This window comes from Streptomyces sp. NPDC002306 (assembly GCF_053593435.1).
The window spans coordinates 1-12,827 of the sequence record NZ_JBSFCK010000046.1 but is presented as its reverse complement, the minus strand read 5'-3'; the positions used below and the strand labels follow the sequence as shown (position 1 = coordinate 12,827).

Here is a 12,827-nt window from a genome sequence, read left to right as displayed (position 1 = left end):
ACACAGACCTGAAGGCCTCATGCCCCCCACGCTCGCCTCACTCGTCCACCACTCCGCGCTCAAGCTGACCGTGCGGGCGGGGGAGGACCGCCTGGACGTGCCCGTCCGGTGGGCGCACGTCAGCGAGCTCGCCGACCCCGTCCCCTACATGGAGGGCGGGGAACTGCTGCTGATCACCGCGCTGACGCTGGACGCGGAGGATCCGCAGGCGATGCGGCGGTACGTGAAGCGGCTGGTGGGCGCGGGCGTGGTGGGGCTCGGCTTCGCCGTCGGCGTCAACTACGAGGACATCCCGGCCGCCCTCGTCGACGCCGCGGGGCAGGAGGGGCTTCCGCTGCTCGAGGTGCCGCGCCGCACGCCGTTCCTCGCCATCAGCAAGGCCGTGTCCGCCGCGATCGCCGCCGACCAGTACCGCGCCGTCACCGCGGGCTTCGCCGCCCAGCGCGAACTGACCCGGCAGACGCTGAACTCCGGCCCCGAGGGCCTGCTCGCCGCGCTGGCCGCCCAGGTCGACGGCTGGGCCGCGCTCTACGACGCCTCGGGCGCCGTCGTCGCCACGGCGCCCGACTGGGCGCTGCGCCGGGCCGCCCGGCTCACGGCGGACGTGGAGCGGCTGCGCGAGCGGCCCGCCCCGGCCTCGTCGGTCGTCGGCGGCCCCGGCAACGAGGACCGGGTCGAACTCCACTCCCTCGGCACCGGCAGGCGCCCGCGGGCGGCGCTCGCCGTGGGCACGGCGGCCGCCCTCGGCACCGCCGAGCGCTACGCCGTCCACTCGGCCATCGCGCTGCTCACCCTGACCACGGAACGGTCCCGCTCGCTGCACGCGGCCGAGCAGCGCGTGGGCGCCGCCGTGCTGCGCATGCTCCTCGCCGGGGAACCGGACCACGCCCGGACCGTCGCCGGGGACCTCTACGGCGGGCTGCTCGACGCGCCCTTCCGGGTCGTCGTCGCCGAGTCGGCGTCCGCGTCCGCCGCGGCCGCGCGCACGCACGCCGACGCGCCCGCGCCCGTGACCGCCGCCAAGCCGTCCGCGGCCGCGCTGCTCGCCGCCGAGGCGGGCGGTGATCCGCTCGGCGGGCTGGCCGAGACCGTCGAGTCCGCCGCGGCGCGGTCCGGGGAGGCCGTGCTGATCGTCCCGGAGGGGGAGCGGCTGGTCGTCCTGGCCGTGGACGGGGGCGCGGCCGTGGCGGCGTGCGGGGAGTACGCGACGGCGCTGGAGGCGGCGCGGGCCGCGGGCACCCGGGAGCAGCCGGCGGGCGGCGAGGAGGACGAGCTCGTCGTGGGTCTGTCGGCGCCGGCCGGCCCGATCGCGGCCGCGGCCGCTTACAAGCAGGCCGAGCAGGCGCTGTCCGTGGCCCGGCGACGCGGACGGGTGTTCGTCGAGCACGAGCAGCTGGCCGCCGGGTCCATGGTCCCGCTGCTCGCCGACGACGCGGTGAAGGCGTTCGCCGACGGACTGCTGCGGCCGCTGTACGAGCACGACGCCACCGGGCGGGGGGACCTCGTCGCCTCGCTGCGGGCGTGGCTGTCCCGGCACGGACAGTGGGACGCGGCGGCGGCGGACCTGGGGGTGCACCGGCACACGCTGCGCTACCGGATGCGGCGGGTGGAGGAGATCCTCGGCCGCTCGCTGGACGACCCGGACGCCCGGATGGAACTGTGGCTGGCGCTGAAGGTGGCGGCGGGAACGGCCGAGTGAGGCCCATCCCCGGGTAGTGCTCCCCGGGCCACGCCCGTCCCCCAGGGGGCAGTGTTCCCCGGCCCCGCTTCGGCCGTGACGGCCTCGCCCTCGAACGCCGGACCGGGCTGAGACCGGCCGGGACGCGTCCCCGATGACGGGACTGTGCCGAATCGGAGCATCCCGGCCTCCCACCACTCCGCGCCGGACAAACGTCCCGCCGTGGTCCCGGCCCTACCGTGGACGACGAAAGCCAAGAACATCTCCTACGCGGAAGGGCCGGGACTCGCACATGACTTCCACCCACGCCTTCTGGCTCGCAGGCCGCCAGGTCACCGGCGAGGACAGCTTCGACGTCACCTCCCCGTGGGACGGCCGGGTCGTCGGCAAGGTCGGCGTGCCGACGGACGCCCAGGTCGAGGAGGCCGTCGCCGCCGCGTACGCCGTACGGGACGAGTTCGCCGCCACCCCGGCCCATGTGCGCGCCGCCGCCCTCGACCACGTCAGCCGGCGCCTGGCCGAGCGCACCGAGGAGATCGCGCGGCTCATCTCCGCGGAGAACGGCAAGCCGATCAAGTGGGCCCGCGGCGAGGTCGGCCGGGCCGTCTCCGTGTTCCGCTTCGCCGCCGAGGAGGCCCGCCGCTTCAACGGCGGCGAGGCCCAGCGCCTCGACACCGACGCCGGCGGCCAGGGCCGCCTGGCGCTGACCCGCCGCTTCCCCAAGGGCGTCGTCCTCGGTATCGCGCCCTTCAACTTCCCGCTGAACCTGTGCGCCCACAAGATCGCCCCGGCGATCGCGGCCGGGGTGCCCATCATCCTCAAGCCGGCGCCCGCCACCCCGCTGTCCGGCCTGATCCTCGGCGACCTGCTGGCCGAGACCGAGCTGCCGGCCGGCTCCTGGAGCATCCTCACGGTCTCCAACGAGCGCATGCCCACCCTCGTCCAGGACGAGCGCCTGCCGGTGATCTCCTTCACCGGTTCCGAGACGGTCGGCTACGCGATCATGGACTCGGTGCCGCGCAAGCACTGCACCCTGGAGCTGGGCGGCAACGGCGCGGCCGTCGTCCTCGGCGACTTCGCGAGCGACGCGGACCTCGACTGGGCCGCGACCCGCATCGCCACCTTCTCCAACTACCAGGGCGGCCAGTCCTGCATCTCGGTGCAGCGGGTCATCGCGGACGCCTCCGTGTACGACCGGCTGCTGCCGCGCATCGTCGCGGCCGTCGAGGCCCAGGTCACCGGCGACCCGGACGACGACGGCACGGACGTCGGCCCGCTGGTCAGCGAGGCCGCCGCGCAGCGCGTCGAGTCCTGGGTCGACGAGGCCGTCGCCGCGGGCGCCGCTCTGCTGGCCGGCGGCAAGCGGGACGGCGCCTCGTACGCGCCGACCGTCCTCACCGGCGTGCCCTCCGACGCCACCCTCGCCCGCGAGGAGGTCTTCGGACCGGTCCTGACCGTGCAGAAGGTGGACGGCGAGGCCGAGGCGTTCGCCGCGGTCAACTCCTCCAAGTACGGGCTCCAGGCGGGCGTGTTCACGCACGACCTCCAGGCCGCCTTCCGCGCCCACCGCGCCCTGGAGGTCGGCGGAGTCGTCATCGGCGACGTGCCCTCCTACCGCGCCGACCAGATGCCGTACGGCGGTGCCAAGCAGTCCGGTGTGGGCCGCGAGGGCGTGAAGTTCGCGATGGACGACTACACGTACGAGCGTGTGCTGGTGCTCACGGGCCTCGCCCTCTGAGCCGTCCCACCCCGCACCCCGAAGGGGCCCGGCGCCGATCACCCAGGTGCCGGGCCCCTTCTCCGTGGCCGGCCCCGTCCGGACCCTCAGCCGGAGAAGCCGACCCGCACGAGCCGCACCGGGCCGCCCCCGCTGCCGCCGCCACGGCGTGGCAGGCCCGGCGACCGCGCCGCCGCCGCGCTCACTCCACGACCGGGAGCTTCGCCCCGTCCCGCAGGAACAGCGGAATCCGGTCCAGCGGCGCGTCGACCGTCACGGACGTACCACCCCGGTACGTCTCACCCGTCCACGCGTCCGTCCAGTCCGCTCCCGCCGGCAGGTACGCCGTACGCGCCGTCGTGCCCGCGGTCAGCACCGGGGCGACGAGCAGGTCCCGGCCGAACAGGTAGGCGTCGTCCACCGACCAGGCCGCCCGGTCCCTCGGGAACTCCAGGAACAACGGCCGCAGCACCGGCAGACCCTCCTCGTGGGCCTCCCGCATGACCGAGAGAACGTACGGCTTCAGACGCTCGCGCAGCCGCAGGTACTTCTCCAGGATCGCGCCCGCCTCCACGCCGTACGACCACACCTCGTTCGGGCCGCCCGTCATGTCCGGGCCCAGCGCCATGCCCGGGTCGCGGAAGCCGTGCAGACGCATCAGCGGGGACAGCGCGCCGAACTGGAACCAGCGGACCATCACCTCCCGGTACGCCGGGTCGTCCGGGTCGCCGCCGTGGAAGCCGCCGATGTCGGTGTTCCACCACGGCAGGCCCGACAGCCCGGTGTTGAGACCGGCCGCGATCTGCCGGCGCAGGGTCGGGAAGTCGGTGCCGATGTCGCCGGACCACAGGGCGGCGCCGTAGCGCTGACTGCCCGCCCACGCCGAGCGGTTGAGGGTGATGATCTCGTCGTCACCGGCACCGCACGCCCGCAGGCCCTCGTAGAAGGTGCGGGAGTTCTCGGCCGGATAGCTGTTGCCGACCTCCAGGCCGGGGCCCGCCCAGTAGCGCAGGTTCTCCGGGAAACCCGGCTTCAGTTCCGGCTCGCAGGCGTCCAGCCAGAACGCCGTGATGCCGTACGGGTCGAGGTAGTTCTCCCGCACCCGCGACCAGACGAACTCCCGGGCCTCGGGGTTCGTGGCGTCGTAGAAGGCGACCTGGACGGTGGAGTCGACCCCCTTGTCCGGCCAGTCGGCGTGCGCCATCGGACCGTACTGGGTGCCGATGAAGTAGCCGCGCTGTTCCATGAGCGGGTGGTTCTCGGAGAGCGGCGAGACCGACGGCCAGACACTCACCACCAGCTCGATGCCGAGCTCCCGCAGCTCGCGCACCATGGCCCCCGGGTCCGGCCACTGCGCCGGGTCGAACTTCCACTCGCCCAGGTGCGTCCAGTGGAAGAAGTCGCAGACGATCGCCGAGACGGGCAGCCCGCGTCGCTTGTACTCCCGCGCCACGGCGAGGAGTTCGGCCTGGTCGCGGTAGCGCAGCTTGCACTGCCAGAAGCCCGCCGCCCACTCGGGCAGCATCGGCGTACGGCCGCTCACCGCGCTGTAGCGGCGCTGGGCGTCGGCCGGGTCGCCCGCGGTGATCCAGTAGTCGATCTGACGGGCGGAGTCCGCCACCCAGCGGGTGCCGTTGCCGGCCAGCTCCACGCGGCCGATCGCCGGGTTGTTCCACAACAGCGTGTAGCCGCGGCTGGAGGTGAGCACCGGGACGGCGACCTCGGCATTGCGCTGGACCAAGTCCAGGACCAGGCCCTTCTGGTCCAGCCGGCCGTGCTGGTGCTGCCCCAGGCCGTAGAGCTTCTCGTCGTCGTAGGCGGCGAAACGCTGTTCCAGGCGGTGGTGGCCGTTGCCCACGGGGGTGTAGAGACGCGGGCCCGGCCACCAGAAGTGGGCGCGCGCCTCGGCGAGAAGCTCGGTGCAGTCGTCGGTGCGCAGGAAGCGGACCAGGCCCTCGGCGTCGACCTCCACCGTCAGCGAGCCGACCGTCAGGCGGGCCTCCCCGTCAGCGATCTTGATCGTGCTCCCGGTGCCCGGCGGCTCGTCGAGCAGCGCCCCCGGCAGACCCTCCAGCACCGGACCGCCGAGCCGGGCGCGCACCCGGACGGCGTCCGGCCCCCACGGCTCGACGCGCACGGTCTCCTGGCGGCCGCTCCACTCCAGCGCCCCGTCCCGCTCCCGGAACGTGCCGACGGTGGGGGCGGACCGCGCGAGGCCGACCTGGGGCTGTGTCACGGCCTCGGGCTGGATTTCGGCAGGCTGATTCACGTGGCGTGCTCCTGTGCTCCTGGAGGAGTGCGGACAGCGAGGAGTGCGGGGGAGGGGACGAGCGATGAGGAAGCTGAGGGGAGGGGCGGTGAGGGGCGGTCAGGAAGGTGGGGGGGGCGGAGGAGGGCGCGCGGAGAGGTGGGGCGGGCGGGTGCCCCGGCGGGGTACAGGCCTTGCCGGGCAGCGGGTGGGTGGGGGTTCAGGACGCGGCGGGTACCGGTCCCGAGCTCGCCCTGACCGTCAACTCCGGCGCGAGCAGCACCACTTCCTCGCCACCTCGGCCGGCCAGCTTGGCGACCAGGTGCTCCACGGCACTCCGGCCCATCTCCTGCGCGGGGATGGCGACGGAGGTCAGCCGCACCGAGGCCTGGACGGCCACTTGGTCCGGGCAGATCGCGACCACCGAGACGTCCTCCGGCACGGCGCGGCCCTGCTGGCGCAGCAGGGCCAGCAGCGGTTCGACCGCCGACTCGTTCTGTACGACGAACCCCGTGGTCCCCGGGCGTTCGTCGAGGATCCGGGCCAGCGTCACGGCCAGCGCGTCGTACCCGCCCTCGCACGGCCGGTGCAGCAGCCGCAGGTCCAACTCCCGGGCCCGGGAGCGCAGTCCGTCGAGGGTGCGCTCGGCGAAGCCGGTGTGGCGTTCGTAGACCGCGGGCGCCTCACCGATGACGGCGAGGTCGTGGTGTCCCAGCTTCGCCAGATGCTCCACGCACAGCGCGCCGGTCGCGCTCCAGTCCAGGTCGACGCAGGTCAGTCCGGAGGCGTCGGCGGGCAGACCGATCAGGACGGACGGCTGGCCGGTGCCGCGCAGCAACGGCAGTCGCTCGTCGTCGAGTTGGACGTCCATCAGGATCATCGCGTCGGCGAGACCGCTGCCGGTGACGCGGCGGACGGCGTCGGGCCCCTCCTCGCCGGTGAGCAGCAGGACGTCGTACCCGTGCGTGCGGGCCGTGGTGGCCACCGCGATGGCGATCTCCATCATCACCGGCACGTACATGTCCGTGCGCAGCGGGACCATCAGCGCGATGATGTTCGACCTGCTGCTGGCCAGGGCGCGGGCACCGGCGTTGGGGTGGTAGCCGAGATCCCGGATGCTCTGCTCGACCCGCTGCCGGGTGGTCGCGGAGATGGACCGCTTGCCGCTGAGGACATAGCTCACCGTGCTCGCCGAGACTCCGGCGTGCTGGGCGACCTCGGCGAGGGTGACCATCCAGCTCTCCCAGTGGTGTGAAGCGCTTCGACAGTGCGCAGGGCGAACGAGGGCGGGCGAAGGGGGGTGGGGGTGGTTCGACGGTAGCCGCAGTGGAGGTGGGTGTCCATAGATTGTCGAAGCGCTTCGACCGTCGGATCCCGGTACGGGACTCCAGGGTTCGGGGCCGGTCGCAGGTATCCCGGTACGCGCCTCCGGGGCCGGCCGCCGGGAGCGGGCAGGGCGAACCGTCCCCCGCAAGCGCCCCCGGCGCAACTCCACGGACCCGGTTCCGGCCCGACGTCATCTGAACGGCGCACGGGGACTGGTGGCCGCGTCCGGATTCGGGTACGAACGATCCAGTAGCACCGGTCGGTAACGAAAGCCCCCAAGATCCCTATTCGCGGCGAGGTGAGCCTCATGCCCGCACCAACCAACAAACCAACCGTCACTGAGCGTGAGGCACGTCAGGTGGCGGAAGCGGCCCGGGAACAGGACTGGCGCAAGCCCAGCTTCGCCAAGGAACTGTTCCTCGGCCGCTTCCGGCTCGACCTCATCCACCCCCACCCCCTGCCCACCGACGAGCACGCCCAGCGCGGCGAGGAGTTCCTCGCCAAACTGCGCGACTTCTGCGAGACGCGGATCGACTCGGCCCGCATCGAGCGCGAGGCGCAGATCCCGGACGAGGTGATCGACGGGCTCAAGGAGCTCGGCGCCCTCGGCATGAAGATCGACACCAAGTACGGCGGCCTCGGCCTCACCCAGGTCTACTACAACAAGGCCCTCGCCCTGGTCGGCTCCGCGAACCCGGCGATCGGCGCGCTGCTCTCCGCCCATCAGTCGATCGGCGTACCGCAGCCGCTGAAGCTCTTCGGCACCCAGGAGCAGAAGGACACCTTCCTGCCGCGCTGCGCCCGGACCGACATCTCCGCCTTCCTGCTGACCGAACCGGACGTCGGCTCGGACCCGGCCCGGCTGGCGACGACCGCGGTCCCGGACGGCGACGACTACGTCCTCGACGGGGTCAAGCTGTGGACCACCAACGGGGTCGTCGCCGATCTCCTCGTGGTCATGGCCCGGGTGCCGAAGTCCGAGGGCCACAAGGGCGGCATCACCGCCTTCGTCGTGGAGTCCGCCTCCGACGGCGTCACCGTCGAGAACCGCAACGCCTTCATGGGCCTGCGCGGCCTGGAGAACGGCGTCACCCGCTTCCACCAGGTGCGCGTCCCGGCCGCGAACCGCATCGGCCCCGAGGGCGCGGGTCTCAAGATCGCGCTGACCACGCTGAACACCGGACGGCTGTCCCTGCCCGCCATGTGCGTGGGCGCCGGCAAGTGGTGCCTGAAGATCGCCCGTGAGTGGACGGGCGTACGTGAGCAGTGGGGCAAGCCGGTCGCGCTGCACGAGGCCGTCGGCTCGAAGATCAGCTTCATCGCCGCCACGACCTTCGCGCTGGAAGCCGTGGTCGACCTCTCCTCCCAGATGGCCGACGAGGACCGTAACGACATCCGCATCGAGGCCGCCCTCGCCAAGCTCTACGGCTCGGAGATGGCCTGCCTCATGGCCGACGAACTGGTCCAGATCCGCGGCGGCCGCGGATTCGAGACGGCCGCTTCCCTCGCGGCCCGCGGCGAGCGGGCCGTGCCCGCCGAGCAGATCCTGCGCGACCTGCGGATCAACCGCATCTTCGAGGGCTCGACGGAGATCATGCACCTGCTGATCGCACGCGAGGCCGTCGACGCCCACCTCTCGGTGGCGGGCGACCTCATCGACCCCGAGAAGTCCCTCTCCGACAAGGCCAAGGCGGGCGCCAACGCCGGTGTCTTCTACGCCAGGTGGCTCCCGAAACTGGTCGCCGGGGCTGGCCAACTCCCCACCTCCTACACGGAGTTCAAGCGCGAGGTCGACCTCTCCGTACACCTGCGCTACGTCGAGCGACACGCCCGCAAGCTCGCCCGCTCCACGTTCTACGCCATGTCCCGCTGGCAGGGCCGCATGGAGACCAAGCAGGGCTTCCTGGGCCGCGTCGTCGACATCGGCGCGGAGCTGTTCGCGATGAGCGCGGCCTGCGTCCGCGCCGAACTGCTGCGCAGCCAGGGCGACCACGGGCGCGAGGCCTACCAACTGGCCGACGCGTTCTGCCGCCAGTCCCGCATCCGCGTCGAGGAACTCTTCGGCCGCCTGTGGTCCAACACCGACGACCTCGACCGCAAGGTCGTCAAGGGCGTCCTCGCGGGCACCTACGAGTGGCTCGAACAGGGCATCGTCGACCCCTCGGGCGACGGACCGTGGATCGCCGACGCGACACCCGGACCGAGCAAGCGGGACAACGTCCACCGCCCCATCCGCTGACGACCCGCCCCGCTGACGACCTCATCCGCTCACGATCACGCCCGCTGACCGGCCCGGCCCGCCGACGGCCCCGCCATCGACCGGCCCGTCCGCCGCCCGGTCCGGTCAGCGGGCGGACCTGACCGCTGACGGCCTGGGTCGCTGACGGCCTGGAACCGCTGAGGGTCCGGACCACTGGCGGTCCGGACCGCTGAGGGTCCGGGCCGCTGATGGACCCGGGGGCCGCATCCCCGGGCCGCTGAAGGTCTCGGACCGACCGACCGCCGCCGCCACCCAACCAACTGTTGGCTTCCCGAGGACTGACGCCCCCGCCATCCGTTGACTTCCGGAGCGCTGACACTCCCGGCCGGACACCCGTGCCGCTTCCTCCGGAACGCCGGTGCCCCCGGCTGCCGTCGAATCCGTACCGTCGGCCGTGCCCGACCACCGCCATAACCCGTGCCCGAACAGCACCAGAACCCATGCCCGACCACCACCAGGGCCCATGCCCGACCACCGCCAGAACCTGTCCCACCCCGCCCCGACGGCCGGGTGCGGCGCAGGCGGCTCGGAGGCCGCGACCTGGGCGCGATCTGGCCGCGACCTCCGGGACAGGAGGGACGAACCGACACCGTGGACCATCCCGCCCGCGGACGCGTTGTCGGCGGCGGCCTCCGGTCGCGCCACAATGGGGGAATGACCGAACGCCCCGCCGGCCGCGTCAGCCCGGCACCGCTCGCCGACCCGCACCTCGTCTTCGACCCCGTCGCGGGGGACGGCCCCAAGGACGTGGTGATCCTCGGGTCCACCGGCTCGATCGGCACCCAGGCCATCGACCTCGTCCTGCGCAACCCGGACCGCTTCCGCGTCACCGCCCTGTCCGCCGCGGGCGGCCGGGTCGGACTGCTGGCCGAGCAGGCCTACCGGCTGCGGGTGCGCACGGTCGCCGTGGCCCGCGAGGACGTCGTACCGGCACTGCGCGAGGCACTCGCCGCGCAGTACGGGGCGGGGGAGCCGCTTCCCGAGATCCTCGCCGGACCGGAGGCGGCCACCCAGGTCGCCGCCTCCGCCTGCCACACCGTCCTCAACGGCATCACCGGCTCCATCGGCCTCGCCCCCACACTCGCCGCCCTCGAAGCGGGCCGCACCCTCGCGCTGGCCAACAAGGAGTCGCTTATCGTCGGCGGCCCGCTGGTCAAGGCGCTCGCCAAGCCCGGACAGATCATCCCCGTGGACTCCGAGCACGCCGCCCTCTTCCAGGCGCTGGCGGCCGGCACCCGGGCCGACGTCCGTAAACTGGTCGTCACCGCCTCCGGGGGCCCCTTCCGCGGCCGGACCAAGGCGGAACTGGCGAACGTCACCGTCGAGGACGCCCTCGCGCACCCCACCTGGGCCATGGGCCCGGTGATCACGATCAACTCCGCGACCCTCGTCAACAAGGGACTCGAAGTCATCGAGGCGCACCTGCTGTACGACATTCCCTTCGACCGCATTGAGGTCGTCGTGCATCCCCAGTCGTATGTTCACTCGATGGTTGAGTTCACGGACGGATCCACTCTCGCCCAGGCGACGCCCCCCGACATGCGGGGGCCGATCGCCATCGGCCTGGGCTGGCCCGAACGCGTCCCGGACGCGGCGCCCGCCTTCGACTGGAGCAAGGCCTCGACGTGGGAGTTCTTCCCGCTCGACAACGAGGCCTTCCCCTCCGTCGGGCTCGCCCGGCACGTCGGACAGCTCGCGGGCACGGCTCCGGCGGTGTTCAATGCCGCAAACGAGGAGTGCGTCGAGGCGTTCCGCAGCGGCGCGCTGCCGTTCAACGCGATCATGGAGACGGTGACACGGGTGGTGGAGGAGCACGGCACCCCGCGCTCGGGAACTTCCCTGACCGTGTCGGACGTCCTCGCAGCGGAGGCCTGGGCGCGTGCCCGGGCCGGGGAACTGACAGCACAGACGACGGCGACCGCGGAGGCCCGTGCATGACGACCCTGATGATGATCCTCGGCATAGTCGTGTTCGCGGTGGGCCTGCTGGTCTCGATCGCCTGGCACGAGCTGGGGCATCTCTCCACGGCCAAGCTCTTCGGCATCCGGGTGCCGCAGTACATGGTCGGCTTCGGCCCGACCATCTGGTCGCGGAAGAAGGGCGAGACCGAGTACGGCGTCAAGGCCGTCCCCTTCGGCGGCTACATCCGCATGATCGGGATGTTCCCGCCGGGCGACGACGGCCGGATCTCGGCCCGCTCCACCTCACCGTGGCGCGGCATGATCGAGGACGCCCGCTCCGCCGCCTTCGAAGAACTCGAACCGGGCGACGAGTCCCGCCTCTTCTACACGCGCAAGCCGTGGAAGCGGGTCATCGTGATGTTCGCGGGCCCCTTCATGAACCTGATCCTGGCGGTGGCGCTGTTCCTCACCGTCCTGATGGGCTTCGGCATCTCCCAGCAGACCACCAGCGTGAGCTCGGTCTCGCAGTGCGTCATCGCGCAGAGCCAGAACCGCGACACCTGCAAGGACTCCGACGCGCCCTCCCCGGCCGCGGCGGCGGGCCTCAAGGCCGGCGACAAGATCGTCTCCTTCGACGGCGTGAAGACGGACGACTGGAACCAGCTCTCCGACCTGATCCGCGCCACCCCCGGCAAGGAGGTGCCGATCGTCGTCGACCGCAAGGGCCAGGAAGTCACCCTGCACGCGAAGATCGCCACCAACCAGGTCGCCAAGAAGGACTCCAGCGGCCAGATCGTCCAGGGCCAGTACGTCAGCGCCGGCTTCCTCGGCTTCAGCGCCGCCACCGGCGTCGTACGCCAGGACTTCGGCGACTCCGTGACCTGGATGGGCGACCGGCTCGGCGAGGCCGTCGACTCGATCGCGGGCCTGCCCGGCAAGATCCCGGCCCTGTGGAACGCGGCCTTCGACGGCGCTCCCCGCGCGGCGGACTCCCCGATGGGCGTGGTTGGCGCGGCTCGCGTCGGCGGCGAGATCTTCACGCTGGACATCCCGCCGACCCAGCAGCTCGCCATGGCGCTGATGCTGGTCGCGGGCTTCAACCTGTCCCTGTTCCTCTTCAACATGCTCCCGCTGCTCCCGCTCGACGGCGGGCACATCGCGGGCGCCCTGTGGGAGTCCCTGCGCCGCCGGGCGGCCAAGCTCCTGCGCCGCCCGGACCCGGGCCCGTTCGACGTGGCGAAGCTGATGCCGGTGGCCTACGTGGTGGCCGGAATCTTCATCTGCTTCACCATCCTGGTCTTGATCGCAGACGTGGTTAACCCCGTACGAATCTCATAGCCATGTGGCGTTCGTGACGGCCGGGAACCCTTGGTTCCCGGCCGTCATCCGTTGAGTGGGTTTGACCGGCGCGATGTGCTCCGGTCAAGGCCGGTGCCGTAATCTCGGAGTTCGGAGCCCGCTGCTCACGGGACCAGACCTTGATCCACGACTTGGGGTTGCACAGCAGATGACTGCGATTTCTCTCGGCATGCCGTCCGTTCCGACCAGGCTCGCCGAGCGCCGCAAGAGCCGGCAGATCCAGGTCGGGTCCGTCGCGGTCGGCGGGGACGCGCCGGTCTCGGTGCAGTCGATGACGACGACGCGTACGTCGGACATCGGTGCGACGTTGCAGCAGATCGCGGAGCTGACGGCGTCGG

At 72.3% G+C, this 12,827-nt stretch carries 8 protein-coding genes; 6 read left to right on the top strand and 2 right to left on the bottom strand.

Annotated elements, in window-relative coordinates; genetic code table 11:
* Window positions 1-19 precede the first annotated feature (19 nt).
* Both ACWCQK_RS37155 and ACWCQK_RS37150 read left to right on the top strand, forming a co-directional pair.
* Entirely contained in the window at window positions 20-1,699 is a 1,680-nt protein-coding gene (locus ACWCQK_RS37155; protein WP_451162868.1) for a PucR family transcriptional regulator, read from the top strand.
* Window positions 1,700-1,970: 271 nt separating this feature from the next.
* Window positions 1,971-3,416: an aldehyde dehydrogenase family protein gene (locus ACWCQK_RS37150; RefSeq protein WP_451162866.1), complete on the top strand. Its 1,446-nt coding sequence runs from the start codon at window positions 1,971-1,973 to the stop codon at window positions 3,414-3,416.
* A 181-nt stretch (window positions 3,417-3,597) separates the two neighbouring features.
* On the opposite strand, the gene ACWCQK_RS37145 is transcribed toward ACWCQK_RS37150, so the two are convergent.
* On the bottom strand, window positions 3,598-5,664 hold the full coding sequence (locus tag ACWCQK_RS37145) for a glycoside hydrolase family 31 protein (RefSeq protein WP_451162864.1): 2,067 nt from the start codon (window positions 5,662-5,664) through the stop codon (window positions 3,598-3,600).
* 199 nt (window positions 5,665-5,863) lie between these two features.
* On the bottom strand, window positions 5,864-6,877 hold the full coding sequence (locus ACWCQK_RS37140) for a LacI family DNA-binding transcriptional regulator (RefSeq protein ID WP_451162862.1): 1,014 nt from the start codon (window positions 6,875-6,877) through the stop codon (window positions 5,864-5,866).
* Between the two features lie 399 nt (window positions 6,878-7,276).
* On the opposite strand from ACWCQK_RS37140, the gene ACWCQK_RS37135 reads away from it, so the two are divergent.
* The 4 genes from ACWCQK_RS37135 to ACWCQK_RS37120 all read left to right on the top strand — a co-directional run.
* Entirely contained in the window at window positions 7,277-9,208 is a 1,932-nt protein-coding gene (locus ACWCQK_RS37135; RefSeq protein ID WP_451162860.1) for an acyl-CoA dehydrogenase family protein, read from the top strand.
* A gap of 675 nt (window positions 9,209-9,883) precedes the next feature.
* Window positions 9,884-11,167: a 1-deoxy-D-xylulose-5-phosphate reductoisomerase gene (gene dxr / locus ACWCQK_RS37130; RefSeq protein WP_451162858.1), complete on the top strand. Its 1,284-nt coding sequence runs from the start codon at window positions 9,884-9,886 to the stop codon at window positions 11,165-11,167.
* 8 nt (window positions 11,168-11,175) lie between these two features.
* Window positions 11,176-12,468 carry a M50 family metallopeptidase gene (locus tag ACWCQK_RS37125; protein WP_451162912.1) on the top strand — a complete coding sequence of 431 codons (1,293 nt, stop codon included), beginning with the start codon at window positions 11,176-11,178 and terminating at the stop codon, window positions 12,466-12,468.
* 169 nt (window positions 12,469-12,637) lie between these two features.
* On the top strand, window positions 12,638-12,827 hold a 190-nt coding region (locus tag ACWCQK_RS37120; RefSeq protein ID WP_451162857.1), incomplete at its 3' end, for a flavodoxin-dependent (E)-4-hydroxy-3-methylbut-2-enyl-diphosphate synthase.